The organism is Chitinophaga sp. SVR4-12A, from assembly GCF_056754765.1.
Map to the genome: position 1 here is coordinate 1180692 of NZ_JBPGWP010000001.1, position 25382 is coordinate 1206073.

Sequence of the window (25382 nt, forward strand, 5' to 3'; positions counted from 1 at the left end):
TTGTTCATTTTGAATGAGATATAACATACCTGCTACTGCCTAGTTCGCTAGTGCAGCAACGTAAATGACTATATTAAAATGTTCATGTTTAACATTACAGCTGCGGGGGAGCGGCCTGATCTTTCTTAGATGGCATTTTGCTTTTTTGCCAATAGTTGATAATCCGGGCTAAGGATTCGCGCCAGTCTTCATAGGTGGCCTCCTTAATAAAGAAACCGTGCACTTTTAATTCATAAGCTTTGTGTATCTGGGCTTCGGATGGAGTGAGCGACCAAAAAATGAAGGGAACAGAATGAAATTTTGAATTCGTGGCCGCCAATAATCTTTCGCGCAATTCAAAGCCATCCATTCCGGGCAGATTCACTTCTGAAATGATAATAAAGGGAGCTTCTTCTGCGATGTCAAGACGGGCAAGCAGATCTTCCGGATGAGTAAAAAGTACCAGGGCGTTTTCGATCTTAAGATCTTCAAAGATATCCCGGATCAACTCGTGCTCATCTATGTCATCATCCACAATCCATATAGGTCCTTCAAGCATAGCGTAAGGTTTTGTCTTGCTTAACCAAATTACATGCCGGTAACCAGGCGGCGAGTGGCACGATTTTTCCCGCCTCACCTGTAAAAGATATCATGGATAGCATCAACCAACAGCAACCCGAGCAAAACCGTAAAAACCTGCAGGGGCATGAAGCACATCTTAAGTTGAAACACCTCGCCGAAAAGGCAGGCAACTGCTTCTTCTGTACCCGCATCAGGTCTGGCGGGCAGTTCAATACCCGTCCCATGGCGGTATTGAAAGTAGATGAGGATGGCATTTGTTGGTTCCTGAGCGAAAAAGACAGTCAAAAAAACCTGGATATTGCCACAGATCCCATGGTACAATTGCTCTTTAAAGGAAGCGACCATGCAGATTTTATGTCCCTCTATGGGCAGGCTACTATCAACGAAGACCGGGAGAAGATCAAAGCGCTCTGGACCCCGCTTGCCAAGACCTGGTTTACGGAAGGAGTGGACGACCCACGCATTTCCGTGATAAGATTTGAACCGCATGAAGGTTATTACTGGGATACAAAGCATGGACAAGTTGTTGCATTTGTGAAACAGCTCATTGGCGCAGCTACCGGCAAAACCCTGGATGACTCGATTGAAGGCAAACTTAAAGCATAAGCGGGCAATAAACTTACCTGGAAAGGGCTGATCTGCGGACCGGCCCTTTTTTTATATTTTCCATTTAAATGTAGTTTTCCCGTCTTTTATGCAACTAATAAAGAAAAGCGCATCAGAAAATACATTCAATGGCAAGATCTATCGATAAGGACTTTATTGAACAGGTAAATCAGCATCTGGGCATTGCACACAAAGTATGCAGGATGCATTTTTCGCAACCAACCGAACAGGAAGATGTATTGCAGGAAATGATGTTCCAGCTATGGCGTTCGTATAAAAGCTACGGCGGTGCAGCAAAATTTTCAACATGGATGTACCGGGTCTGCCTGAATACAGCATTGGTGCAGCTACGCACTCATAAAAAAATGGCTACTGTTCCATTTTCGCAGGATCATCTTCAAATACCCAGCTTACCAGCCAGCAGCAAAAAGCAGGAAACCGAACTGCTCATGCAAGCGATCACTGCCTTATCGCCTGTTAACAAGTCGATCATACTGTTATACCTCGAAGATCTGTCGTACCAGGAAATAGCGGACATCACAGGATTTACCAGATCCAACATTAGCGTAAGGATTGTCAGGATTAAACAGGAATTGGAAAATAAATTAGCTGAAAAATATAAATCGATACATCATGATGACAATAGATGAATTAAAGCAACAGTGGGGACAACATGAAGAAAAACCAGTAAAGCCCTCCCCCTACAGCGGGGAAGATTTTAATAAAATAATTAAATCCAGGATGATGAAAAATAAGAACATTGCCTTTCAATACTTTTGGGCATCCTTCACCTTACAAATGATGGTATATGCCATGCTTTGCCATGTGATTATCAGGTATTGGCCGCAACAGCCTGTAAAAATCGCCGGTCTGATCGGGATAGTCCTTTATATTCCTTTCACCTGGATGTTGCTGAAAAAATATAAAAGAATAGCCAATGCAGGCTTAATGAATAAAGTAGATGCCTCTTTATATGAGCACATTGCTTTTTGCCGCCACGAATTAGGGAGCTTTTACCGGTTTAAAAAATGGTATGAAATAATCCTGGTTCCAATAAGCGCAGCAATAGGTGTTTTTCTGACCTTTGAGCTGTACCTTGCGGGTGGTGTATTTGCCCATCCCGTAGGCGCAGTCATCACACTCGTCATTGCATTACTATCCTGCTTATATGCGATCAGGATGGAGAATGAGAAAAACTTCAGACGGCCATTGGCGCAGTTTCAGCAAATGCTGGACGAAATGGGATGAGGGCGGATGCTTTCACACCTGCCCTTTCACTCCCTGGCTCAAAATAACAACGTCTCTTCCTCGCCTCTTTCCCTATTGAAAATCAGTTTATTATAGCTACAATTCGGCTGTAACTCGCTGCTGTTTTGGCTTTGACTGGGGATATCTGCCCTATATAAGGGAGTTGTAAGCGGGTTATAAGCGAGATATAAGCCCCTTTATAGATAGCAGTTATCCTTGTAGTATCTGGTATAGTACTAGCAGGTAGCAGTAAGTTCTCATACAGTATTAATAAAGTACTAATAGATTATAAACACAAAATCAACATCATACAGGCCAACAATAAAAAATGAAGACAACTTATCCTGACCCGGCCATGAATTCCGGCCGCAGTAATCAGATTAGCTCGTTTTTAATTACATTTATATTAAATAGGACAGTATTACTTGGGCACTTATACCTTAAATAATGAGGGGACTTTACTAACGCTGCTCGCTAATGGCGACGAGGAGGCCTATACCACCGTTTACAGGCATTACAGCCGTCCTGTTTATGAGGCAGCGCTGGTATACGTGAAAGAACCTTCCCTTGCCAGAGAGGTCGTACAGGAAGTATTTCTGAAGGTTTGGATCAAGCGGGCGCAGTTTAACAAAGTGGAACGCCTGCAGGATTACCTGTTTATATTGGCCCGTAACTGCATCTTTGATCATTTCCGCAAAAAAGCGGCTGCCCACGCTGCGCAGGAGCAGCTAATACAGGAGCAGCCCATCATGGTGAACGATACAGACCATCGCGTGCAGGAGCAGCAATACAGCCAGCTCTTACATGAGGCCGTGGCCGCCTTGCCACCCCAGCGGCGCCGGATCTTTATCCTGGCCAAGGAAGAAGGCCTCAGCTATGCGGAAATCGCCTCCCGGATGCATCTATCCAGGTTTACGGTAAAAAACCAGGTAGCGCAGGCTTTACAGTTCATCCGCGTTTATATGGACCAGCACTATGCCGTGATCCTGCCGTTGGCTGTGATAGAATTGGTATTTACCATGCCCGGTCACTGACCGGAATTTTTTTTCTTCCCCGATAGTCCTCGCGCCTTTTTCCTACGTCTTTATCCTGAATGCTATACAATGACGGACCAGGAATTTCTCATCTTACTTGAAAAGTACAAGCAAAACCAGCTTGACCAGGAGGGCATCCATCACCTGATGCAGGAAATTGCACAGGGCAGGCGCCCTGCTTTAATACAAGAGGATATCCTGCGAACCGTAGCAAATATGGAGGTCAGCGACAGTACTTTGACTGCAGAAGACCAGGAGCTGATGCTGTCGGAACTACTGGAAAACATCCGTCCGTCCAAACTAGGGCCTTTGCTGCTCCGCTATCGCTGGTCGGTTGCTGCTACCCTGGCATTGTTAATAGTGACGACGAGCGCATTCTATATATGGCAGTCACAAAAGCGCGCAACAGCCCCTGTAACGGCTGGCGCCCTTATCCGTCCGGATGCCAAACCAGGCACTAATAAAGCGCTGCTCACATTGGCGGATGGCGCGGTAGTAGAACTGGATAGCACCCGTATCGGTCCCATACCAGCACAGGGTAATGCCAGCGTGCTGGCCCGGCCCGGACAGCTGGTATATAACAAAAGCGCATCACAGGCCCCCGCGGCTGTTTCCTATAATCTATTACGTACGCCCAAAGGAGGACAATACCAGCTGGTATTGCCAGACGGCACCAAGGTATGGCTGAATGCAGCTTCCTCCCTGCGCTTTCCTACGCAATTTACGGAAGCAACGCGGAGTGTGGACCTCACCGGTGAAGCATATTTTGAGGTGGCAAAAAATGCATCCCAACCCTTTCATGTGAGGGTGGAAGGCATGGACATCACGGTGTTGGGCACCAGCTTTAACATCATGGCCTATACAGATGAAAATGCCATTAAAACTACTTTAGTGGAAGGCGCCGTAAAAGTAGCAAAAGGAAAAGAGGAACGCTTGCTGAAGCCCGGACAGCAATCCCAACTGGAGGAGGGGAACAGTATAAAAGTGATCAACGATGCGGACATTGAACTGGCCCTGGCCTGGAAGAACGGCTTCACTTCCTTCAGGAGTGCAGACATCCGGACGATCATGAGACAAGTAATGCGCTGGTATAATATAGAAGTAGACTATGAAGGCGAGATCCCACCACGTGTATTTACGGGCGATATTCCACGGGACGCCCGGCTCGCTGAGCTATTACAGTTGCTTGAAGTTAGTAAGATCCATTTTAAGATGAACAATGAAAGACTTGTTGTAATGCCGTAGCGCTTGTTATAGTACTTATTGCAAACCAAAATCGCTCGCTATGAATAAAGGTCCATAGGAATTGCCGCTATGACCCTGATCAACCGTGAGGGTCATCTATTCCATCAGACAACCATTACGAATATTGATCTATTACACCCAAAACTTGCATGTTATGCAATTAAAATTCTACAAGATCACTATTGTTCTACTCACCATTGCCTGCTTACAGGTTGGCGCAAAGGGCTTATCACAACAGATCACCTTATCACAAAAACGCTCCCCGATTATAAAAGTATTTGAAGAGATCAAGAAGCAGACAGGCTACCGCTTCTGGTATGAAGACAAACTCATCGCCAAAAGTAAACCGGTAGATATATCAGTAGAGAATGCCACGCTGGAACAAGTGCTGGACCTGGTGTTCCGCAACCAGCCTTTCACGTATGAGATCATCGGCAAGGTCATTGCCCTCAAAGAAAAAACAGCACAGTTGGAGGCCATCAATGCACCGCCGCTGCCCGACCAGGATAAGCGGATCACCGGTGTAGTAAGAGATAGCCTGGGCACTCCGATACCAGGAGTATCCTATTCCATAAAGGGCACCAAAACAGGCGGCGCTACGGATGTTAACGGCCGTTTCAGCATTACCGTCCCAAACGACAATGCGATCCTTGTTTTCAGCTCTGTTGGCTTTCAAAGCAAGGAAGTAAGCGCAGGCAGCGGCTCCTTTCTGACCATAACGCTCTCCTCCGCAGCCACCGGTTTAAGCGATGTGGTGGTAACGGCATTAGGTATCAAGCGTAACAGGGCTTCGCTGGGTTACGCCATCAGTACCATCAAAGGAGAAGAGCTCACTAAAGCCGGCGCCACTATGAACCCATTCCTGGCGCTCTACGGCAAGGCCTCCGGCGTAGGGGTAAATGTTGGCGCAGCAGGCCCGCAGGGCGGTGTCCGGATCAACATCCGCGGAGCCGCCAGTATGAACCCCGATCAGAACACACGCCCGCTGTTTGTAGTGGATGGGGTGATACTGGCAGACAGGAGAACCTCCATAGGCGGATCCGTAGGCGCAGGCTTTGATTACGGCGCAGGCATCAATGATATCAACTCCGCCGATATTGAATCCATTGAAATACTGAAAGGCGCTAAAGCTACAGTCTTGTATGGCAGCGACGCCGCCAACGGCGTGGTGCTGATCACCACCAAAAGCGGCCGCAATACAAGAGGCTTTGGCATGACCGGCTCTTATCAATACACCATAGAGCAACCTGCCAATTACCTGAAGCTGCAGAACACCTACGGCTTAGGCGCAAATATATACGACACCGCCTATGCTACCGTGAACGGCCAGCGAACCAGGGTAGTGCCTAATTACCGGTATAATTTCGGGCCTAAATTCGATGGTGCAGATGTGATGATGTATGATAGCAGCATCATCAAAAACAATCCACATCCCAACAATTACAGGGACCTGTTTCAGACAGGCTTTTCTTCTACCGCCAACGTTGCTATTGCAGGAAGTAATGAAAAGGGCGCCCTGAGAGCCTCCTACACCAATTACTACTACAAAGACATTATCAGCGACAACTCCTGGCAGAAAAGGAATACTTTCAGCTTCAATGGAAGCATCAAAGCCTCTGATCTGGCAACGTTTGAAGTGGTTACCAATATTTACAACGTAAGCTCCCAGAACCGCAGGGGCATGAACTCGCAGTCCATCGCCTGGGGTTTTCCAAGGGATTATTCCTTTGACAAAGTTTGGTCATTGTATACCGACGAGTTGGGCTACAAGCGGGATCTGAGCAACATGGGCGTGCCACAGGCCGTTAGTGAGCTGGGGTCGTACCTGTGGGAGCTCGAAAAGAACCGCTATAAAGATGATAAGGTGCATTTCGTCACTTCTGCTAAGGTTACCCTCAACTTTACGCCGCATCTCTTCCTGGTAGGACAGGCAGGCCTGGATTATGACAATACTACCTACAAAAGCGAGAAAAGCGTGGACAGGATACTCCCTGCTATTGCTGGCGGAAGTTTCAGCGCAGCAAAAGAAAATACCACCGTACAAACCTACCAGGCTTTGCTGAACTATGATAACAACCTTGTGGGCGAAGACCTCCACCTGTACGCTTTTGCAGGGGCTATTTACCGGCTGCGCAGCTCCGAATATCTTGGCAGCACCACCGTTGGAGGGCTCACTTACCCGGACTGGTATTCCTTTGCCAACGAAGTAGGCCCTCCCAGCGCGGATAATCTCTACCTGATCAGGAACTACAACAGAGGCAGTGATGTGTTGTATAGCGCAGTGGCTTCTGCCACGCTTTCGTGGAGAAATGAGCTGTACCTGGAGCTGCAGGGAAGACAGGACTGGAACTCTACCCTGCCGCCTGAGAACAACAGCTATTTTTACCCGGGCGCTTCCGTTACCTGGAACTACACAGAGCGCTTCTCTATACCCAAAATGAACAGAGGGCAGGTAAGACTGGCCTGGGCTGATGTGGGCAATGGTACTAACCGTTATTTCGCCAACAACCTGTATAGTTTCAACCGCCTGCCCGGTACGGATGCTGTTTCCGTTCAACCTCCCGCCAATATCCTGCCAGGCGCGCTGAAACCGGAGCGTAAAAGGGAGTTTGAGATCGGAATCAATAATACTTTCTTCCATAATAACAGAGTAGTGCTGGATGTTTCTTACTACCGGAATAATATATACGACCAGATTATGAACCTGGCCATCTCTCCCACTTCCAGCTCCAATGCGCTTAAGATCAACGCAGGTAATGTAAGGAACTGGGGCCTGGAAGTGGCCATCACCGGAACGCCCATTGTAACCAAGAATCTGCGCTGGGATATCACCGTAAACGGTGCACGCCAGGGATCCAAAGTGATAAAGCTGTATCCCGGCATTACCCAGAACTTCCTGTATAATCTCATCAATGGCTCAGCAGCTGCCGTACGGGCAGATCAGGGCAAGCCTTACGGACAGATCGTAATGAACGATTATCAGCGTGATGAGGCAGGTAACAGGGTGGTAAACGAAAATGGGATCTATATCCTGAACTCCCAGAGTTATATCGACGTGGCCAACATCATGCCCAAGTTCTATGGCGGTATACTGTCTGACCTGCACTACAAGTCATTTGACCTGCGCATAGGCCTGGACTTCAAATCAGGCGGCACGGTGTTTTCGTATACCAATAACCGTATGTTCGGCCTGGGACAGCTGGAAAACACCCTGCAATACCGGGACGAAGAACATGGCGGGCTGGCCTACTATATCGACGCTAATAACAAAAAGATAGCCTGGCAGCACAATCAACCTGCACCCGCAGGGGCTGTTGACGGAAGAGTGTATCATGACGGCGTGATCCTTCCTGGTGTTAAAAAGGATGCTAACGACAAGTATGTGCAGAATGATATCATTGCAGCTGCCTCAGACTATTATCTGTCTTATGTGAATGACCTGGCCAGTTCATTTCCACCGGATGGCTTGTACAAGAACAATTATGTAAAAGTGCGGGAAGTTGCGCTGGCATATACACTGCCGAGAGCAATGACCGAAAGATTACGGCTGCAAAAGCTGACAGTGAACCTGGCAGCCCGTAACCTGTTCTACCTCTATAAATCCATCCCAAACATTGATTCAGAATCAGCGCTGGGTGCAGACGTTTATGTGGAGAATACGGTGTATCCCGGACAGCGCACCTATTCCCTGGGCGTGACAGTAGCTTTTTAACGCATTAAATGGAGTAACATGAAAAAGGTATTTTTATTGATCATCATATCTGCAATAACTGTCAGCTCCTGTAAAAAAGACCTGGAGGACAGATATTACAACCCGGACCAGCTGAGAAGCGGCACGTCGGACATTGTGCCCGGCCTTTTCACCCAGCTGCTTACCACCAATAAGATCTTTGTACAGGATTATGGCGAATGGTTTTATCTGCTGTCCGGCGGCACCAGCATCACCGGCTATGAGCAGGTATGCAACCGCTACATCTCCTATCGTTATGACTGGTTCTCTACTTATAACGATCTTACTACGGGCAATGGCTTCGACGATTACCCCATTACCGGCCAGTCCTATTTCGAAAGCAGCTATACGCGGCTCAAAAACTGGGAAACGATCAAAAGCGAAATGGATCAACGCAGCGGAAAGGATAAGACCGATGCCGAGCTGTATTTCAAACTGGCTACATTGATAAAACTGTACCAGGTGGCCAAACTGGTGGACCTCTTCAATTCCATTCCCTACTCGCAGGCATTTCAGGGCAGCAGCGGTGGTACTGAACATTATTTCCCTGCCTACGATGATCCGAAGACCATCTACCAGTCTGTTATAGCAGACCTGGGTGAGGTAGTCAATACGCTGGAAACATCCTACAACCAGGTGTCTGAGCTGGGTAAATCTACCTTCCGTTCCCAGGATGTGGCTTTCAAAGGCGATATCAGCAAATGGGTGGCCTTTGCCAATGCCGTCCGCTTAAGGCTGCTGGTAAGGATCTCCGGGGTAGAGGAAGCATATGCAAAGCCGCTGATCGCCGAAGCATTGACCAAACCTTTGCCCACAACAGACCTCACCTGGCAGTTGTGGTATACCATAGACCCCACCGGCGGTGGCTTCTGGATACGCGGCTTGTATGAAACTACCTACGCTGCATTCGTGCCCGGTATCATCATGAAAAGGCTGAATTACGGAGCGCCCACTTATAATGAGGGAGAGGATGACCCAAGGCTGCCCGTATTAGCGCTTCGCACCAAATACAACGACTACAGGCCCATCTCTTATAACATAGACGCACAAACGCCGATATACGATGCTGGCGACAAGTACTATCCTTTTGCAGATGATATCAGGTCTTCCCTGGAGCAGAATGCCAAGTCCATGTACAATCACGCCACCTTTCAACGGAATGCCAATATGCCCGTCTATATGTTCTCCCTGGCAGAGCTGGACCTCCTGAAAGCAGAGATAGCAGTGAAAGGCCTGGGCAACACCGGTAAAACAGCCGGCGAACATATCAGGGACGCCGTCACCCATTCTGTTGATTTCTGGTACTGGCTCAACCAGTTAAGTGTATATGAAAGAGGCACGGCAGATTCTGTATTGTATCCCACAAAGCCTTCAGCTGGTGTAATAGCTGCCTGGGCAGACAAGGTAGGCGTCAAATTCGATGCAGCCGCTGGCGTGGACGGCAAGATGGAAATACTGATGCAGCAGAAGTATATTCACCTGAACCTCTTAATGCCCTACGAACTGTGGGCAGAGCTGCGGCGGACGCGCCACCCAAAGCTGGAGCCTTTTACCTGGCGAGGAAATGTTTGGAAACCCATGCCGGAGCGGGTACGCTATCCCACTTCAGAACAAAGCGCTAACCCGGATAATTTCCAGAAAGTGGCGAGTCAGAACAACCTGACCGCTCCTATTTTCTGGGTGCCCACTGCTTTACGCACGGTTGTGCCCTACTGGAACGATTATAATTACGAATAGGACATGAGAGCAACCATGGCGCCCCGTCACCGTTTAGCGGTACGGGGCGTCTCTTTTTGTATCCTTGTAAGATATTGAAGAACCGCATAAACGAACAAAGCAGGATAAAAAAATTCCCTGATGCATTATGGAATTTTTATATTCACGCATCTCTAGCCATGAATCTCTAACTATGAAAACAAACTTTATCAAACGTTGCTGGCGCATTGCCCGCTGGCTGCTTGCCTTTTACCTGGTACTCTTCCTGTTCCGCTTTCTGTATACCTTCATCAAAAATGATGGCCCCGCCATCAGCCAACAGAGCAGCTTTTTCGACGGAGTGGCCAACCTGCGTAAAAACTATGCGTCCGAGAAGGCCATATTGAGCGAGATCCACCTGCAGGCGCCTCCCTCTCCTGGTAGCGCCGTACCCGCGAGCGCCCAGAAATATGAAAAAACGGCGGTGGTCACTTCTGAATCAACTGATTTTGACAAGGATGACCAATCAATACGCAGCCAGACAACGGCCTTTAAAGGCATTATCCAGTATGAAAGGGCTTTTGGCCTTAAAGGCAGCCGGGAACTGCATATGTTGATCGGGATTTCACCTGCGGTATTTGACTCTTTTTACACGGAGATCCGGAAGATCGGTAAGATTCAGTCCATGTCTGTTACCAAGGAGGACAAGACCAATGAATACCGACAGCTCAATGCGCAGAAGGCATCGCTGGAAAAGACATTAGCCTCCTTACAAGACCTCAAGTCGAAGAACGGCGAGGTGGGCGATTTTGTTTCCCTGCATGATAAGATCCTGGAGATCGAGGCTAAACTGCAGGACCTGGGTGTGGAGCTGGGTAACTTTAATGCGGAGAATGAATTCTGTACGGTAAAGCTGTCTTTATTTGAAGGCAGGCCTAAAAAAGCGATCAGCTTTTTTTATCGCGTGCGGATTGCCCTGGAATGGTCTATACGGTACTATTCTTACAGCATGATTGGTGTGTGCTTCGCTGTGGCGGCAGGTTTCATTATCCTGCTGATCGTGGAAAAGCTGAAAATAATGCAGCTGATCCGGCAGGAATAAGATCAGTTCAGGGTCCGTTGTTCGCGGTGCCGGGTACCTTCCTCCTTCCACTGCTCCAGCACATGACCGGTCTTTCTCTGTAGTGCCCTGAAGGCTCTTACCATCTTCAGTAAGACCTCCAGGTCTTCTGTTTCTTTGGCGGTGAGCACCAGCCTTTTAAAGCCTGGCAGCTGCCGTATGCAACCATACAGGAAGCCGTAAAGGAGCTCTGTGCTCTGCAGGAATTCCTGTACTACGGCGCTGATACTGGCCAGGTTTTCGGCAGTGATCCCTTCCAGGAAAAGCGGGCCGTGCTTATCAGACAGGGTCTGCAGTTGCGCCACTATTTGCTCCTGGACCTGGTGTTGGTACACCGTGAGGATTCGCTGGTAAGTGCCCATCGTTTCCAGGAGCTGCTTATAAATGGCAGGCCGTCTTTTCAGGCTGCGAAAACGCTCTCCCAGGCGGGCGTGCTCAGACTGAATCCGCTGCAGCAGTTCAGCGGCAAGGGGAATGTCCTGCTGTTGCAGCTTTACCAGCAGGATGCGGGCATGCAGGCTGCCATCGCGGTTAGCGTTGTAGCTGTCCAGCAGTCCTGCTGTATTGTCGCCGGCGGCATATCGCTTGTAAATAAACCGGCCATGTTGTTCCAGCGCTGCAAAAGGAAAGAAAGAAAAACCCTCGCAAAACCTTTCCTGTAATTCGGCGTAGGTGAAAGATCGGTACATGACAAATGCGCTTTATACAACAAATATTCGGGAAAAGAAGGGATTTGAACAATGATCCGCATCAAGATAAATGCTGATCGTGGTCAATAAAATCCAACAAGGGCATGCTTTTGGTGTACCTTATCAGGGGGGCACAGCCATGAGTGAAATCATTTCCGGAAATGACCGCCATCATGCCTGCTTGCAGTAAACTTTTGCATCTTGTACATCAAAAGTGAACAAATGAAAACGGTCCTGCTTATTGAAGACAACGAAGGCATCCGGGAGAACACAGCAGAGATCCTTGACATGTCTGGCTACAAGGTACTGACCGCGGACAACGGCAAAGCCGGCGTGGAACTGGCCCTGGAGCACAAGCCTGACCTGGTGATCTGCGACATCATGATGCCTGTACTGGATGGTTACGGCGTATTGCACATGCTGCAGCGTAACAGGGAAACGAAAGATATTCCCTTCATCTTTCTCACCGCCAAAGCCGAACGCAGCGCTTTCCGCAAGGGCATGGAAATGGGCGCGGATGATTACATCACCAAGCCCTTCCACGGCAAAGAATTGCTGCAGGCCGTCCAGAGCCGATTGAAAAAAGCATCGCTGAGAAAACAGGCTTTTGCGCCTGACCTGCAGGGGCTCACCAGGCTCATGGAAGCCGCCACTGGCAAAGCATCGCTGATAGCCCTGGCAGCAGGAAGGAATATTGAAAAATACAGGAAACGGGAATTGATCTATTCGGAAGGCAACCGCCCGCTAAGCCTTTTTTATATCGAGAAAGGAAAGGTGAAAACATTCAAACGGAATGAGGATGGCAAAGACCTGGTAGTGGACCTGTACAAGGCCGGGGATTTCCTGGGTTATGTAGCGCTGCTGGAAGGAGGCCTGTACAAGGAAACCGCAGAAGCGCTGGACGACAGCGAGATTGCGGTGATACCGCGGGAAGAGTTCGAAAAGCTGATGAACAGTCACCGGGAAGCAGCGGCCGTGTTTATCCGCATGCTGGCCAGGAATGTGACGGGTAAAGAACAGCAGCTTTTAGGACTGGCCTATAATTCCCTGCGTAAGAAAGTAGCGGAGGCGCTGATGAGCCTTTACAAGAAATATAATGCAAAAAAGGAAACGCCTTTCGCCATTGAGATCAGCCGGGAGAACCTGGCGACTATTGCAGGTACGGCAACAGAATCAGTGATCCGTACACTGGGAGATTTCAGGGAGGAAGGAATGGTGGATATCAAGGACGGGATGGTGATTGTACTGGATGAAAGGAAGCTGCGGGATTGCTGTCTTAAATGTTAGTGTTTATACTTACCAATATTATCTCAGCCCGGTAAATACAAAGTTTACCGGGCTTTTTTATGTGTCCTTCAAAATAAATTTGCGTAGTTAAATAGCTACACATATATTTGTAGTCACATAGCTACATATATGGAACTAAAAACAAAAGTGCATGCCGAGAACGGCAAACAGGAATTGCTGATCACCAGGGAATTTGATCTGCCCCTGGAACTGCTTTTCAGGGCGTATACAGATCCTGAGATCTTTGAGGAATGGATGGGCACAAAAGTACTGCAGCTTGAAACTGAAAAATACGGCCGCTGGCTGTTTGAAACCACTGATCCTACCGGGAACAAATTCAGGCTGAGTGGCGTGTTCCATGAGTTTATCCCCGAACAACGGATCACCCGCACATTTGAAATGGAAAATACCGGGATGGGGGTGCAGCTGGAATTCCTGGAATTCCAGGCGCTCAGTGAAGATACCAGTAACCTCAATATGCACGTGATATACAGGTCAGTAGCAGAGCGGGACCGCTATGTGGAGATCGGCATGGTAAGAGGCGTAGCGCTGGCGCATAATCGTTTACAAAAAGTAGCTGATAAATTTAAATAACCACCTATGACAAAGAGAAACAAAATCATCTATTGGATCTTCACTATCTGGATGTCTTTAGGACTGGTATCCAGCGCCGTTGTGCAGTTATTGCGGGTGAAAGACGAAGTGGATACTATTACACAACTTGGCTATCCTGTCTATTTTATGACGATCATCGGCGCATGGAAGATCCTGGGCGTGATCGCCGTGCTGATCCCTAAACGGCCTTTACTGAAGGAATGGGCCTATGCAGGCTTCTTCTTTACCCTGTCTGGCGCCGCCATTTCACACATCGTATCCGGCGATCCCTTCAGCAAGACATTCCCGTCTTTGTTCCTGCTGGTGCTCACGGTGATCTCATGGTATTTCAGGCCTGCCAACAGAAAGGTAATGGCATTGAGCGTTTCCATTTAATGTAGTAAATTATAAGTATGAAAAACTCCACCGGCAATAAGCAAAGAATATCAGCAGCAGCACAGGAAAAACTGTTCAAGGCATTGCAAACGCGATTTGAGAAGCACATGCAACGCCATAAAGGTATTGCATGGGCGGATGTGCAGGCCAGGCTGGAAGCGCATCCTCAAAAACTATGGTCGCTCAATGAAATGGAAACAACAGAAGGGGAACCTGATGTTGTTGGCTATGATAAAAAGACAGGCGAGTATATTTTCTATGATTGTGCTGCAGAAACGCCCAAAGGGCGCAGGAATACCTGTTACGACTATGAAGCGCAGACCTCCAGGAAAGAGCATCCACCTAAAAATAATGCGATTGGTATGGCTGCTGATATGGGCATCGAGATCTTGACAGAAGAACAATACCGCGAGCTGCAGCAGCTGGGAGCTTTCGACCTGAAAACATCCAGCTGGGTGCGCACGCCCGATGCGATCAGGGAGCTGGGCGGCGCGCTCTTTTGCGACAGGCGTTATGATCATGTATTCACATATCACAATGGCGCGCAGTCTTATTACAGCTCCAGGGCTTTCCGTGCTTCGTTAAGGGTTTGATCCGTTTACCAATAAATTGTGTATTATGAATCCAAAGGTTGATTCTATTATAGATAAAGAAGAAAAATGGCAGAAAGAATTTGAAAAGCTCAGGGAGATTGCCCTGGAATGCCAGCTGGATGAAGATCTGAAATGGGGTTGCCCCTGTTACAGTTACCAGGGAGGCAATGTTGTGCTGATACACGGATTTAAAGAATACTGTGCGCTGCTGCTCTTCAAAGGCGCGCTCCTGGGCGACCCCGAAGGTATCCTGATCCAGCAGACCGAGAATGTGCAATCGGCACGCCAGATAAGGTTCACCAGCCTGAAACAGATCAGCGGAATGGCACGGGTGCTGAAAGCTTATATCTATGAAGCGATCGAAGTGGAAAAGGCCGGTTTGAAAGTAAAAATGAAAAAGACCGCAGACTATCCCGTACCGGAAGAATTCCAGCTCAAGCTGGATAAAATGCCTGCCCTGAGAAAGGCTTTCGAGGCATTGACGCCGGGACGGCAAAGAGGGTACCTCTTTTATTTTTCTTCGGCCAAACAATCCAAGACCAGGGCTTCCAGGGTGGAAAAATATATACCGCAGATTTTGGAAGGAAGGGGATTAGAAGATTAGTCGCAGCCCAATATTCAGACAATGAACTTAAGAAGAGATGTATTCCAGGCCATTGCCGATCCCACCAGGAGGGCTATCCTGCTGCTGGTTGCGTCGCAGGCCATGACTGCCGGAGCCATTGCTGCCAATTTTGATACGGCCCGACCAACCGTTTCCAGGCACCTGCAGATACTCACGGAGTGCGAACTGCTGAAGCAGGAGCAGAACGGCAGGGAAATTTACTATCACATCAATGCCAAAAAGATGAAAGAGGTAGCTGATTTTATAGAACCATTCCGCAAAATATGGGATGACCGGTTTAACAAACTGGAGGAGATCATGCAAAAGCACAAAACCAAAAAGTAGGATCACCCGCGCCTGAGGATCTGCGCAAGGCTGCGGCTGGATTTACCTTTCAGCTGTCCTTTCAGGAGCTCATTTACTGCGGCAAAAAGTAGTTCAAGGAAGTTGAGTAACATAGATCTTACGCTAAGGTTATACGAAAGTTACTGATTCCCGGTGTAATTGCCAAGCGGGCGCTCAGGTTTTGCCTCCCTGTAGGGAATGGAAAACCGGAAAGTGGCCCCTGCTCCTTCCCTGCTTTCTACCGCGATCTTACCACCGTGGCGGCGGATGATCTCCGAGCTGATGTACAGGCCAAGGCCCAGGCCCGGATAGGTTTGCGTTTGTGCGTTGTGCACCCGGTAAAAACGGTCAAATACATGGTTTTGCGCCTGCTCCGGTATACCGATACCCCTATCGGCTACGGTAACGGTCACAGCATCCTGTGTGGAACCTGTGCTGATCAGTACATTCCCACCCTGTGGAGAATATTTCACAGCATTGGACAACAGGTTTGTTAACACCTGGCTAATACGTTCGCGGTCAGCGGTGATTACCCCTGCGCCATCCGGGCTGAACTGCAGCTGATGCCTGGAGGAAAGCCGCTGGATCTCTTCTACCCGTTCATGAATAAGATCGTTAAGGTCAAAAGGCTCCAGGTTAAGGGCCAGCTGGCCATCAGTGATACGGGTAGTATCCAGCAGGTCGCGGATAAGGTCTGCCAGGCGGTCTACCTGCACATTCATCCGTCCCATAAATGTTGCATATTCAAGGTTACCGGCGGCTTCAAACTTCTCTTGTAACATTTCTGTATATACTCTGAGGCTGGTGACGGGCGTTTTCAATTCATGGCTGGCGATACCGATGAAATCCTCTTTCTGTTGCTGCAGCGCTTTCAACTCGTGAATGTCTGTGGCGGACCCGAACCAGCCCGCCAGGCGGCCGTCATCACCCACCAGGGGCACGTTGCGGACGATATGCCATCGGAAAGCGCCGTCTGCCCTGCGCAGGCGGTATTCAGCGGTAAAAGCCTGCTGTTCTTCCACGGCCTCCTGCCACTGCGCAATAATAGCCTGCGCTTCTTCCGGGTGCAGCACGGCTTTCCAGGCAGTGCCCCTCGACTGGTCAAAGCTAAGTCCCGTATACTCATACCATCTTCTGTTAAAGTAAACCGGTTGGCCTGTTCCATCATTTGACCAGATCAGCTGCGGCACCACATCCGTAAGGGTACGAAAGCGTTGTTCCGACTGCCGCAGTGTTTCGGCGGTAGATGCCACCAGTCCGTACAGGGTGATGGACTCCCGCAGGAGCACGGAGATAACAAAAGAGGAGGCCAGCAAACCGTAGATCCTTCCCAGGTAGAACCCCAGCTCATAGCGGGCGTCTACCAGCAATCCGCTAAGCGCCATTGAGATCATGCAGGCGACCAATACAACGGCCAGCCAGGCATCTATTACGCGCCTGAAGCCGGTAGCTGAAGCAAGCATCATGAGCGCCAGGAAATAACTGACCCAGCCGATAGTAAGAATAAGGGAGGTGGTTGTGGAACGGTAGCGGTTTCCCTGCATCAGCGGCGGAAGCAGGTGCCCTCCCAGTGTGGTGAATAACACAATAGCCAGGGCCAGGGCAAGGGTAGCGGCAACCGCAAGGACCACTGTACGGCGGCTTACCAGGTTTGTATGTGCAATTGTGGCTGTTGCCCGCCTCCGCAAAACGGCATAGCCAATAATAAACAGGGGAAACAGGCTATGCCAGGCCATAAATAACCAGGCCGTAGTCTGCTCGCTGCCAATAAGGCTTCCTTTTACAAAAGCGTCCGGGAAGGCGAGCGCGTGGCCAACCGCCAATACCGGAGCGAAAAAATACCCGCATACAAGCGCCAGGAAGGCAGGTTCCTTCAGCTTACGGAGATGCGCCAGCAGGAGCACAGCGGTAAGCAGGTCCAGCACAATGACAGCAGTATTGTAAACGGGAACAAAGACCGAGAAGGCGGGCAATGGCTGCCGGGCCCAGGGAGCGGTGATAAGGAATGCCGCCAGCAATAATATTGTGGTGATGAGCGCCGGCCTCAAGGTACGCCGGCCTGCTGTGGCGGTGTTAAGAAAAACGGCCGTCTTAGCCCCTTGCATATAGTAGTTTAAAGTATTTACACGTGGCCGCCCACTTCCTGCTGTACGCCCAATAACCTGGCAATGCATTCGCGGAGCGCCTTTACCCGGAAAGGTTTCTCCAGTACATCATCAGCCCCTGCGGCTGCAGCCATGGCCTTAATACCTGGAGTAGCTGAAATGATAATCACCGGGATATGACGTGTGTCATCCTCCTGCTTTAATAGCCGGCAAAGATCGAGTCCATCCGTACCGGAGAGCTGCTTATCCAGCACAAACAGATCCGGCCGTTCAAAAGTACCATTCAGTATGGCTGAACCGTCGGCATAAGTGCTTACCTGGTAGCTTTCTCCTAAAACCAATCTCAAAACATCCAGGATACTGGGGTCATCGTCAATAATAATTAACCTTTTCATACGTGTTCTTTAGACGGGATATACCACACCGTAAAATCCTTCTCAATACTCATGCCGGGAAATGAGCCGGTTTACATGGTAGTACGTTATATCAGGCCGTTCCGGGCGGCGAACATCACCAGTCCGGCGGTATTGCGCACCCCTACTTTTTCTATTAAACGCTGGCGAATGTTTTCCACAGAACGATGGCTGAGGAACAGTTCCTTCCCGATTTCGGGGGCTGTCTTTTCTTCACAGATGAGCTTGAGCACCTGCAGCTCGCGTTCAGAGAACTCAATACCGTGGTTGAAGGAAGGCTTCACGTTGCCTTTCAGCACCAGTTTTTTGAGGAGGGCCTTGCTCACCACATCGTTGAAGTAATAGCCGTTTTCATGCACGGCATAGATGGCCTTACGGATCTCTGCAGAGTCGGTATCCTTCAGCAGGTAACCGTTGGCGCCGTTCTCCATCATATGGATCACAAATTTCTCGTCGTCGTACATGGTTACCACGAGGATCTTGATGCCGCTGAACCTGCTCCTGACAATGCGGGTAGCTTCTATGCCGTCCATTACGGGAAGCTTCAGGTCCATCAGGATCACATCAGGCGTGATCGTTTCCAGCTTACGCAGCAGCTCTTCACCGTCGCCGGCTTCCAGTACTACTTCAAAGTTCTCATCGGCAGTAACGCCCACCTTCAGGCCGTCCCTGAAAATAACGTAGTCATCCACGATGGCAATGCTGATTTTCTTCATAACAAGTTATACGGAGGGAATATGTAAACGAATGTAATAGCCGTTAGCTTCCTGGGAAAAGGCGATCTCACCTTTCAGGGAAATGATCCTGTTCTGGATGGTTTTCAGGCCCAGGCCTTCTTTCCTGAAGCGCAGCTCTTCGTACTGCTGCTGGGTAAGGCCTTTGCCATCGTGAAAAATAGTAAGGTTGAAGGTGTCGCCCGTGGGAAAGATGCGGATATTGATGTTGGCCGCCCGGGCGTGCTTGATGATGTTGTTGATCAGCTCCTGCACCAGGCGGTAGATGCTCATATCATTGGCCGTAGTACGGGCCGGAGCGTGATCATCAAAAGAGACGGTAGACTGGATCATGCCATCCTTTGTGAGCCTGGTCATGAAATGGCTGATGGCCTCATTGAGCCCGAATTCTTTCAGGATACTGGAATGGAGGTTGTGGGAGATGTCGCGTATTTTGATGACCGCCTCGCCCAGCAGCTCCTCTCCTTTTTTATAGCGTTTCCACGTTTGTGCATCCAGGTTATCCTGCTTCATGTCCTGGAAATGCAGCTTGGCAGAGGATAAGATAGCGCCTACTTCGTCGTGCAGGGCTTCGGCGATACGGTGGCGTTCTTCTTCTTCGCTGCGTACGGCAGCTTCTATCAGCTGGTTCTGTTGTGTTTCCCGCAGGGCCTGGATACTTTTCTGGTATCCCATTTTTTTACGCTGCATGAAGATAAATACCAGGAGAAAACCCACAAAGAGCAGCAGCATGGCTGCAATGCCCATCATCGTTAAAAAGGCGATATCATCGTTTGGCTTCATAGAATGCTTTTGCCAGGAAGAGGTTTAAAATAATGTATGAGATGTTATGTACATTCCAGATGACGACCGCAAAGTTCAGCAATTCTTTCGTAAGCCGGTTATACAGGAGGAATATAAAGAAATTTACTGCAACGTAAATGCCTAAGCCGGTTGCTATCCAAAAGTCGGACCGGTTGGTGCTGATGCCTTCGTCCACCTGTAACATAAAGAGGTAATACTGCAGGGTATAGAACAGGAGAAAAATAGCTTCTACAGACAGCAGGCGGCTGCTCAGCAGCTGGTAATTGAAGAAATGTTCAAAGAAGGCAAAGTTAATGGCCAGGAATAGCAGGAACCCGAGCACCAGCAGCTTTTTGATCCTGACCAGGAAGGGCTGCTGCAGGCGGATAAAGTAAATGCTGAAAAGAAGGAGCCGTACAATGGAGTGTAGGTTATACAGGTAATTATTGCCATTGTACGGTTCCGGGATCATTGTACGGAACTTCCAGATCAGGTCTATGCACAGGTTAGTGAACAGTGCAAAGTATAAATAATATACGACCGGCTTATTAACGCCGGGTTGTTTCCCCTTCCATGCCAGTACGGCAAGGGGTATCCCCAAAGACCAAACTTCTGACCAGTCCAGTATGCTCCTTACAAGTGTGTCCATTTAATTATTCAGATACGATCAGGGTGCCGGAGGTACCATTGTTGCGGGGGGTGAAGGATTTGTTTCCACCGGAACCGTACCACCTGGTACTGGCACCTGTGGATCAGGGGCATTCGGTACCCGTAGATGCCTTCTGAATTTGTAATATACGAAATTACTTTCGCTCACGTCGGGTATCAGCACCAGGTAGTCTGGCGTTACACCGTTTGCAGGCGCAATGGCATCCAGCATCTGTTGCTTGGATACGATGTTATTAGACATGATGATCGGGCCGCTTACCTGCAGTGCATTGTTCTTGTACACCGGGAGGATGTCCCTGTTAGCTGAGTAGCTGTCACCGCTGTCTTCACGGTTGTAGCCATAGGCTATCAGCTGGAAACCGTTTCCGCTTCCTTCCTCGTCGCCGGGAATGTAGAAAGGGAATACAAAGTAATCCAGGTCGGGATTGGTAGCCATCATGCTAACGATGTCGGCTACCTCGTACTGCAGCCAATAGAACTTCAGGGACTGAGGACATTTTGAATGCATAGGATTGTTTGATTTTACAATTATACGTTAGGGTGAGTATATCAGCGGATAAATATATAGACATTTTTACTATTATCAGTAGCCTTTTTAATAATAGAGTAATTCTACTCTATTTTGAAGAGAGAGTAATTTCACTCTGTCCCGGCACTTTGGTTTGCCCTTACTTTGTACCGTGATTATTCAAGAAAAGGGGACGGGTACCTCAATGGACAATCGAAGCAACATACCCGGTATTTCATTCATCAACCAGCTGCCCTATGCGGTTAATATATACGATTCGGGGGGCTGGAAGGACCCGGATAACTATCTCGGAAAACTGACGCTGTTAGGAACGGCTGCCGCCAATGCCACAACGTATTTGCAGCCTTTACAGGTCACCTGCGTGTTTGTTGTGAGCAACGCCGCAAATGAAAGCCCGCTGGCCAGGTATGTGAAAACCTCTTTTGACGGCGACAGCGCTTTTAACATCACAACAGCAAATGAAGCGGCCATGAGGGCCACCTTCCAGTTCATTGACGACATTACGCATAACACAGACGGTCAGCTATCCGCCGCATTCAAAGCCATCCGTACGGGCACGCCGAACAGTATACTGATGGAAACGGTGAATTATTTCTTTTCACAGCAGCCACAATATACCGCCTGCACCTTCGAGACCTACATGATGGCGGTAAGCGCGGCAGAAGCATGGGCCCGCAGCGTAAAGCGCGCAATGATCAATATCGTGAACCCTATGGGGGACATACTACGGTATGCGTTTGGAAAGAACGCTTCCGAAACAGCCTTTATCCTCAGAAATGCAGGATTTTCCGCCAGGGAGATCGCTGCCATCCTTAAAAGCAGTTTTGAGCAAACTGCTGGCCAGACAGCCTTTGTGATGAACCAGGCCAGCTATCCGCCAAACGAAGTAGTAAGCGCACTGAAGACAATTTTCAGCCTGCAGGAGATCGCATCCGTATTAAGGGATGTATATGGTTTCAATATGCAGCGCATCAACGATATACTGCAAAAGGCAGGTTATCCGGCCAACACAATTGAGGGCGCTTTCAAATCCCTGGGTGGCGATTACGCAAATTTTGCAAAAAAAGTGTGGGACAGATTAAATCCCTCACATTGGTAAAATAATACCCGGATTATGTTTAGCAGTATCAGTAGCATTGCCGGCTCCGTGCTGGGATGCATCCGTAAAGATATCACCGGCGCATCGCCCTGGTATTTTGACCCGCTGATCAGGTTTGCACAGCGTGTTCCCGCCTATTCGGGAAATATGATCGAGCTTCATTTTGACCGTAAACACTGGTTTGACTTTTCCCTCAGAATAAATACCCAATTCGACCGGGTGCTAATCCCAGAGTGGCCCTTGCGGGAGCAACTGTCCTGCTCCCTGCAAGAAGGCTACCAACAGCTGCTCAATGAAAACAGGAACGGGTTCCGTTACGGGATCGAGAATCTCTGGTTTGAGTACGACTTTCCCGTTACTGCGGACCCTTCCTTGTTCTTTGACCTGCACAGGAGCACCGGCTTATCGTTTAACAAGCGGATGAAAGATCTCGCAAAAGTGTGCAGCCTGTTTGGGTATGCGCTGCCGGAGGGCCTTACAGATCTGCTGGCCATACTCAATGAACATGAGCTGCCGGTGCTTTACTATGGCCTGATGTTCTCGCGGCAACCACAATGCCTGCGCTTCACCATTCCGAATATCGCGCCGGGACAAGTGGCAGCCGTGCTGCAAAAGATCAGCTGGAAAGGTGATTACAGCCTGGTAGAAGCCCTGGAAGCACAGTATCTGCAGTCGTTCGACAAGGTCTCCCTTGCGCTGGACTATCACGGTCAGCTGGGCAGCCGGCTGGGCGTAGAGGCTTACACGGAAGATACTGATGCCGCTGTGGAAATGTTCCACCACAAAGGCGCGTTCAATAAAGACCAGTACCAGCTGCTGAAGCAGTGGCAGGGAAAAGTGACGCTGGATCCCGGTATTTCTACCGCCTTATCTGAACTACATGAACGTGAGATCTGTTATGTACACAAAAGGATCAATCATTTCAAGTTCTTACTGGATAACGGCCAGGTCACGGGAAAAGCATACCTGTATTATTGCTATTAAGAATATCCTTTCACTCACAATAAACCATTCAAGAAATGACCAGTACAACTATCCCTCCTGAAAATCCGGGTGCAGACAACAGTGTCTATGCAACATTTGATGTACTGTACACGCTGTGGTTCCCGATCAGCGAGCTGCCCATCGCTCCCCTGGCGCAGCCCGACATAGCAGCGATCTCCAGACAGGTGCAGGCCGGGTTCTGGGCATCCGTAAGCGCAGGCCCCAACCCATTGCTGAGCATCTTCCAGGGCCTCACCTACCCTCAAAACCTGCCATTTTATGCAGCCCTGAAAAATGCTGCTAACCCCGCTATACAAAAATTCATCAGCGTAGCCGGTGGTATGGGCGCACTGACGCCCGATGAGGCCTCACAGGTACTGTCCTTCTTCTTTGAAGGAACCGCAGGCCCGCTGTCTACCGAAATGGCGATGGTCATCCGCGAAGCGTATCTGACCGTGATCTGGGACCTGCCACTGGGCGTGCCCCTCACCGGTATCCAGGTACCGGAGACCTTTGTAAGCAATACCGCTGTTTATTCAAAGATCAATTATCCCAATATTCCTCCCAGCCGCCTGGTATATGATCCCGGCACTCAAAGTATCCGGGCCAAAGAAGGCGAGATCGATTACCTGGTGATCGGCAGCGGACCTGCCGGGGCTACGGTAGCGCATGAACTGCAGCAGGCCGGGAAAAAGTAGTGCTGGTAGAACAAGGCCCCTTTGTAGTATGGGGATCCATGAACACCATGAGCTATTCCAAACTGATGTTCGGTAACGATGCAGTGACCACAGCAGACAACGGCATCCTGGTACGCAGCGGCCAGGCCATGGGCGGCGGCACTACCGTGAATATAGACCTGGCTTTCTCTCCGCTGGAAGATACGATCCACTCCCGCATCGCCAACTGGATAGAGAAGGGCTACATTGACGGCCGCTTCTATACAACGGATCGCCTGGCAGCTACTTACCAGTGGGTGCGCAATATCATCCAAACCCGCGCGGTAACGCAATGTGAACTGAACAGCGACAACCGCGCGCTGTGGGATGGCGCCAATGCTTACGGCGTTGATCCGTCCCTGTATCATTTGAACCGCTTCCCGCTGGACGGCTCTCCTTCCCCGGTAACGCAGAAACGCGATGCCGCCCGGCAGCTGATCCTTCCCGCTATGGAAGACAGCATGAACCCGCTGAGCGTGATCCCTGACGTGGCAGTGCAGGAGCTGTTGTTTGACACAAACTCTGATGGCAGCGTATATGCCAGCGGCGCCAGCCTGCTGGTGAATACCCCCTGGACGGAGTATGGCAATACCATCGTTGATCCCTGCGGGTTAAAGATCCCTCCGGGCACGCAGGTAAAGATCTATGCAAAGAACGTGATCCTTTCCGCCGGTACTATCGGCTCTACCAAAATACTATTGAACAGTGCACAAAAGCAGCCCGCGCTGAACAACCCCAGGATCGGCAAAGGCCTGATCATGCATCCTTCCTTCCCGCTGATCGGCGTATTCAACGAGCGCATCAACCTGCTGGAAGGACTGGACAGCGCCACTTACCTGGATGCATTCGGTGTAACGCCGGGCTTCATCTTCGAGACCATGTCGGGCATGCCAGCATATGGGGCCGTGCTCATTCCCGGCAACGGTCTGGATGTATTCAGGCAGATCACGAAGTTCAATCAATCTGTAGGCTTCGGCGTGATGCTGGTAGATACCCCTGCTGACAATAACTGCATCACACTGAATAATGGATCAGTAGTGCTGAACTATACGCTCAGTGAAGACGATAAGGCGCGCTTCCGCACCGGTGTAGCCATTGCCATCCGTATGATGTTCCTGGCAGGGGCCAAACAGGTGATCATCCCCACCAATGAGAACGTACTGGGACTGGACAATTTTGACCCGATGAGAGGCAGCTACCTGGACAACATCCAACAGGCCGACCTGGTGGAACAAAACCTGCAGTTCATCCCTAACCGTACCGTGCTCACATCTGCCCACCTGCAGGCCACCAACAAGCTGGGCGCTACTGCCGATAGCTCTGTGGCCTCAACCCGGCAACGGATCTGGAACATGGTAACGAAAGAAGAGATACCCAACCTGTACCTGATGGACAGCAGCATGTATCCCACTTCTGTAGGCGCCAATCCGATGCAGTCGCTGTACACCTTTGCGAAAATATTCTCCGAACGCCTGCTGGGCGATATGGATACTCCCGGCGAGGTCCATTTCCGCTCCATTCAAAGCGACAGGCTGGCCCGCGGCCCTATCCTGGGACCGGTGAGAACGGAGCAGCGGATAACACTCCATTGATCACACTATAC

General features: G+C 49.6%; 26 protein-coding genes. 18 read left to right on the forward strand and 8 right to left on the reverse strand.

Going from position 1 to position 25382, the window contains the following annotated elements:
- Positions 1 to 94 precede the first annotated feature (94 nt).
- Positions 95 to 538 (reverse strand): response regulator, encoded by a 444-nt coding sequence (locus tag ACR9Y8_RS04680; RefSeq protein WP_481212073.1) that lies wholly within the window; start codon positions 536 to 538, stop codon positions 95 to 97.
- A 92-nt stretch (positions 539 to 630) separates the two neighbouring features.
- On the opposite strand from ACR9Y8_RS04680, the gene ACR9Y8_RS04685 reads away from it, so the two are divergent.
- From ACR9Y8_RS04685 to ACR9Y8_RS04720, 8 genes are all read left to right on the forward strand, one after another.
- Positions 631 to 1167, forward strand: a complete 537-nt coding sequence (locus ACR9Y8_RS04685) for a pyridoxamine 5'-phosphate oxidase family protein (protein WP_481212074.1) — start codon at positions 631 to 633, stop codon at positions 1165 to 1167.
- Positions 1168 to 1295: 128 nt separating this feature from the next.
- Positions 1296 to 1817, forward strand: coding sequence for an RNA polymerase sigma factor (locus tag ACR9Y8_RS04690; protein WP_481212075.1), 522 nt, complete (start codon positions 1296 to 1298; stop codon positions 1815 to 1817).
- Positions 1801 to 2415: a hypothetical protein gene (locus ACR9Y8_RS04695; RefSeq protein WP_481212076.1), complete on the forward strand. Its 615-nt coding sequence runs from the start codon at positions 1801 to 1803 to the stop codon at positions 2413 to 2415. Before ACR9Y8_RS04690 ends, ACR9Y8_RS04695 begins: the two co-directional genes overlap by 17 nt.
- 425 nt (positions 2416 to 2840) lie before the next feature.
- Complete coding sequence (locus ACR9Y8_RS04700) at positions 2841 to 3449, forward strand: RNA polymerase sigma factor (RefSeq protein ID WP_481212077.1); 609 nt, start codon at positions 2841 to 2843, stop codon at positions 3447 to 3449.
- Positions 3450 to 3518: 69 nt separating this feature from the next.
- Positions 3519 to 4694 carry a FecR family protein gene (locus ACR9Y8_RS04705; RefSeq protein WP_481212078.1) on the forward strand — a complete coding sequence of 392 codons (1176 nt, stop codon included), beginning with the start codon at positions 3519 to 3521 and terminating at the stop codon, positions 4692 to 4694.
- A 154-nt stretch (positions 4695 to 4848) separates the two neighbouring features.
- Positions 4849 to 8406, forward strand: coding sequence for a SusC/RagA family TonB-linked outer membrane protein (locus ACR9Y8_RS04710; protein WP_481212079.1), 3558 nt, complete (start codon positions 4849 to 4851; stop codon positions 8404 to 8406).
- 18 nt (positions 8407 to 8424) lie between these two features.
- Entirely contained in the window at positions 8425 to 10161 is a 1737-nt protein-coding gene (locus ACR9Y8_RS04715; RefSeq protein WP_481212080.1) for a SusD/RagB family nutrient-binding outer membrane lipoprotein, read from the forward strand.
- Between the two features lie 172 nt (positions 10162 to 10333).
- The gene (locus ACR9Y8_RS04720; RefSeq protein WP_481212081.1) at positions 10334 to 11221 is read left to right on the forward strand and encodes a DUF4349 domain-containing protein; all 888 of its coding nucleotides are present in this window, start codon (positions 10334 to 10336) and stop codon (positions 11219 to 11221) included.
- A gap of 2 nt (positions 11222 to 11223) precedes the next feature.
- On the opposite strand, the gene ACR9Y8_RS04725 is transcribed toward ACR9Y8_RS04720, so the two are convergent.
- The gene (locus ACR9Y8_RS04725) at positions 11224 to 11928 is read right to left on the reverse strand and encodes a hypothetical protein (protein WP_481212082.1); all 705 of its coding nucleotides are present in this window, start codon (positions 11926 to 11928) and stop codon (positions 11224 to 11226) included.
- 222 nt (positions 11929 to 12150) lie between these two features.
- Between ACR9Y8_RS04725 and ACR9Y8_RS04730 the strand changes: the two genes are divergently transcribed.
- The 6 genes from ACR9Y8_RS04730 to ACR9Y8_RS04755 all read left to right on the forward strand — a co-directional run bounded on the left by ACR9Y8_RS04730 (position 12151) and on the right by ACR9Y8_RS04755 (position 15747).
- Positions 12151 to 13215 (forward strand): response regulator, encoded by a 1065-nt coding sequence (locus tag ACR9Y8_RS04730; protein WP_481212083.1) that lies wholly within the window; start codon positions 12151 to 12153, stop codon positions 13213 to 13215.
- A gap of 129 nt (positions 13216 to 13344) precedes the next feature.
- On the forward strand, positions 13345 to 13809 hold the full coding sequence (locus ACR9Y8_RS04735; protein WP_481212084.1) for an SRPBCC domain-containing protein: 465 nt from the start codon (positions 13345 to 13347) through the stop codon (positions 13807 to 13809).
- Positions 13810 to 13815: 6 nt separating this feature from the next.
- Positions 13816 to 14205: a DoxX family protein gene (locus ACR9Y8_RS04740; RefSeq protein WP_481212085.1), complete on the forward strand. Its 390-nt coding sequence runs from the start codon at positions 13816 to 13818 to the stop codon at positions 14203 to 14205.
- A 17-nt stretch (positions 14206 to 14222) separates the two neighbouring features.
- Entirely contained in the window at positions 14223 to 14798 is a 576-nt protein-coding gene (locus ACR9Y8_RS04745) for a DUF4256 domain-containing protein (RefSeq protein ID WP_481212086.1), read from the forward strand.
- A 25-nt stretch (positions 14799 to 14823) separates the two neighbouring features.
- Positions 14824 to 15402, forward strand: a complete 579-nt coding sequence (locus tag ACR9Y8_RS04750; protein WP_481212087.1) for a YdeI/OmpD-associated family protein — start codon at positions 14824 to 14826, stop codon at positions 15400 to 15402.
- Positions 15403 to 15423: 21 nt separating this feature from the next.
- On the forward strand, positions 15424 to 15747 hold the full coding sequence (locus ACR9Y8_RS04755; protein WP_481212088.1) for an ArsR/SmtB family transcription factor: 324 nt from the start codon (positions 15424 to 15426) through the stop codon (positions 15745 to 15747).
- Between the two features lie 140 nt (positions 15748 to 15887).
- On the opposite strand, the gene ACR9Y8_RS04760 is transcribed toward ACR9Y8_RS04755, so the two are convergent.
- The 6 genes from ACR9Y8_RS04760 to ACR9Y8_RS04785 form a co-directional block, all read right to left on the reverse strand.
- The gene (locus ACR9Y8_RS04760; protein ID WP_481212089.1) at positions 15888 to 17852 is read right to left on the reverse strand and encodes an ATP-binding protein; all 1965 of its coding nucleotides are present in this window, start codon (positions 17850 to 17852) and stop codon (positions 15888 to 15890) included.
- Positions 17853 to 17869: 17 nt separating this feature from the next.
- Entirely contained in the window at positions 17870 to 18247 is a 378-nt protein-coding gene (locus ACR9Y8_RS04765; protein ID WP_481212090.1) for a response regulator, read from the reverse strand.
- Between the two features lie 86 nt (positions 18248 to 18333).
- Entirely contained in the window at positions 18334 to 18981 is a 648-nt protein-coding gene (locus tag ACR9Y8_RS04770; RefSeq protein WP_481212091.1) for a response regulator, read from the reverse strand.
- Positions 18982 to 18987: 6 nt separating this feature from the next.
- Positions 18988 to 19782, reverse strand: coding sequence for a sensor histidine kinase (locus ACR9Y8_RS04775; RefSeq protein ID WP_481212092.1), 795 nt, complete (start codon positions 19780 to 19782; stop codon positions 18988 to 18990).
- Positions 19766 to 20431 carry a hypothetical protein gene (locus ACR9Y8_RS04780; protein ID WP_481212093.1) on the reverse strand — a complete coding sequence of 222 codons (666 nt, stop codon included), beginning with the start codon at positions 20429 to 20431 and terminating at the stop codon, positions 19766 to 19768. Before ACR9Y8_RS04780 ends, ACR9Y8_RS04775 begins: the two co-directional genes overlap by 17 nt.
- An 18-nt stretch (positions 20432 to 20449) precedes the next feature.
- Positions 20450 to 20959 carry a hypothetical protein gene (locus ACR9Y8_RS04785; RefSeq protein ID WP_481212094.1) on the reverse strand — a complete coding sequence of 170 codons (510 nt, stop codon included), beginning with the start codon at positions 20957 to 20959 and terminating at the stop codon, positions 20450 to 20452.
- Between the two features lie 205 nt (positions 20960 to 21164).
- Between ACR9Y8_RS04785 and ACR9Y8_RS04790 the strand changes: the two genes are divergently transcribed.
- Genes ACR9Y8_RS04790 through ACR9Y8_RS04805 form a run of 4 tightly spaced genes read left to right on the forward strand, consistent with a single transcriptional unit; the run spans position 21165 to position 25371 of the window.
- The gene (locus tag ACR9Y8_RS04790; protein WP_481212095.1) at positions 21165 to 22079 is read left to right on the forward strand and encodes a hypothetical protein; all 915 of its coding nucleotides are present in this window, start codon (positions 21165 to 21167) and stop codon (positions 22077 to 22079) included.
- Between the two features lie 15 nt (positions 22080 to 22094).
- A complete protein-coding gene (locus ACR9Y8_RS04795; protein ID WP_481212096.1) occupies positions 22095 to 23063 on the forward strand; it encodes a hypothetical protein in 969 nt (322 codons plus the stop codon).
- Positions 23064 to 23098: 35 nt separating this feature from the next.
- Positions 23099 to 23761: a hypothetical protein gene (locus ACR9Y8_RS04800; RefSeq protein WP_481212097.1), complete on the forward strand. Its 663-nt coding sequence runs from the start codon at positions 23099 to 23101 to the stop codon at positions 23759 to 23761.
- On the forward strand, positions 23761 to 25371 hold the full coding sequence (locus ACR9Y8_RS04805) for a GMC oxidoreductase (RefSeq protein WP_481212098.1): 1611 nt from the start codon (positions 23761 to 23763) through the stop codon (positions 25369 to 25371). Before ACR9Y8_RS04800 ends, ACR9Y8_RS04805 begins: the two co-directional genes overlap by 1 nt.
- The last annotated feature ends 11 nt before the right edge of the window (positions 25372 to 25382 follow it).

Coding starts and splice junctions, on each gene's coding strand:
- ACR9Y8_RS04680 (WP_481212073.1), bottom strand. CDS start 538: ATGCTTGAAGGACCTATATGGATTGTGGATGATGACATAGATGAGCAC.
- ACR9Y8_RS04685 (WP_481212074.1), top strand. CDS start 631: ATGGATAGCATCAACCAACAGCAACCCGAGCAAAACCGTAAAAACCTG.
- ACR9Y8_RS04690 (WP_481212075.1), top strand. CDS start 1,296: ATGGCAAGATCTATCGATAAGGACTTTATTGAACAGGTAAATCAGCAT.
- ACR9Y8_RS04695 (WP_481212076.1), top strand. CDS start 1,801: ATGATGACAATAGATGAATTAAAGCAACAGTGGGGACAACATGAAGAA.
- ACR9Y8_RS04705 (WP_481212078.1), top strand. CDS start 3,519: ATGACGGACCAGGAATTTCTCATCTTACTTGAAAAGTACAAGCAAAAC.
- ACR9Y8_RS04710 (WP_481212079.1), top strand. CDS start 4,849: ATGCAATTAAAATTCTACAAGATCACTATTGTTCTACTCACCATTGCC.
- ACR9Y8_RS04715 (WP_481212080.1), top strand. CDS start 8,425: ATGAAAAAGGTATTTTTATTGATCATCATATCTGCAATAACTGTCAGC.
- ACR9Y8_RS04720 (WP_481212081.1), top strand. CDS start 10,334: ATGAAAACAAACTTTATCAAACGTTGCTGGCGCATTGCCCGCTGGCTG.
- ACR9Y8_RS04725 (WP_481212082.1), bottom strand. CDS start 11,928: ATGTACCGATCTTTCACCTACGCCGAATTACAGGAAAGGTTTTGCGAG.
- ACR9Y8_RS04730 (WP_481212083.1), top strand. CDS start 12,151: ATGAAAACGGTCCTGCTTATTGAAGACAACGAAGGCATCCGGGAGAAC.
- ACR9Y8_RS04735 (WP_481212084.1), top strand. CDS start 13,345: ATGGAACTAAAAACAAAAGTGCATGCCGAGAACGGCAAACAGGAATTG.
- ACR9Y8_RS04740 (WP_481212085.1), top strand. CDS start 13,816: ATGACAAAGAGAAACAAAATCATCTATTGGATCTTCACTATCTGGATG.
- ACR9Y8_RS04745 (WP_481212086.1), top strand. CDS start 14,223: ATGAAAAACTCCACCGGCAATAAGCAAAGAATATCAGCAGCAGCACAG.
- ACR9Y8_RS04750 (WP_481212087.1), top strand. CDS start 14,824: ATGAATCCAAAGGTTGATTCTATTATAGATAAAGAAGAAAAATGGCAG.
- ACR9Y8_RS04755 (WP_481212088.1), top strand. CDS start 15,424: ATGAACTTAAGAAGAGATGTATTCCAGGCCATTGCCGATCCCACCAGG.
- ACR9Y8_RS04760 (WP_481212089.1), bottom strand. CDS start 17,852: ATGCAAGGGGCTAAGACGGCCGTTTTTCTTAACACCGCCACAGCAGGC.
- ACR9Y8_RS04765 (WP_481212090.1), bottom strand. CDS start 18,247: ATGAAAAGGTTAATTATTATTGACGATGACCCCAGTATCCTGGATGTT.
- ACR9Y8_RS04770 (WP_481212091.1), bottom strand. CDS start 18,981: ATGAAGAAAATCAGCATTGCCATCGTGGATGACTACGTTATTTTCAGG.
- ACR9Y8_RS04775 (WP_481212092.1), bottom strand. CDS start 19,782: ATGAAGCCAAACGATGATATCGCCTTTTTAACGATGATGGGCATTGCA.
- ACR9Y8_RS04780 (WP_481212093.1), bottom strand. CDS start 20,431: ATGGACACACTTGTAAGGAGCATACTGGACTGGTCAGAAGTTTGGTCT.
- ACR9Y8_RS04785 (WP_481212094.1), bottom strand. CDS start 20,959: ATGCATTCAAAATGTCCTCAGTCCCTGAAGTTCTATTGGCTGCAGTAC.
- ACR9Y8_RS04790 (WP_481212095.1), top strand. CDS start 21,165: ATGGACAATCGAAGCAACATACCCGGTATTTCATTCATCAACCAGCTG.
- ACR9Y8_RS04795 (WP_481212096.1), top strand. CDS start 22,095: ATGTTTAGCAGTATCAGTAGCATTGCCGGCTCCGTGCTGGGATGCATC.
- ACR9Y8_RS04800 (WP_481212097.1), top strand. CDS start 23,099: ATGACCAGTACAACTATCCCTCCTGAAAATCCGGGTGCAGACAACAGT.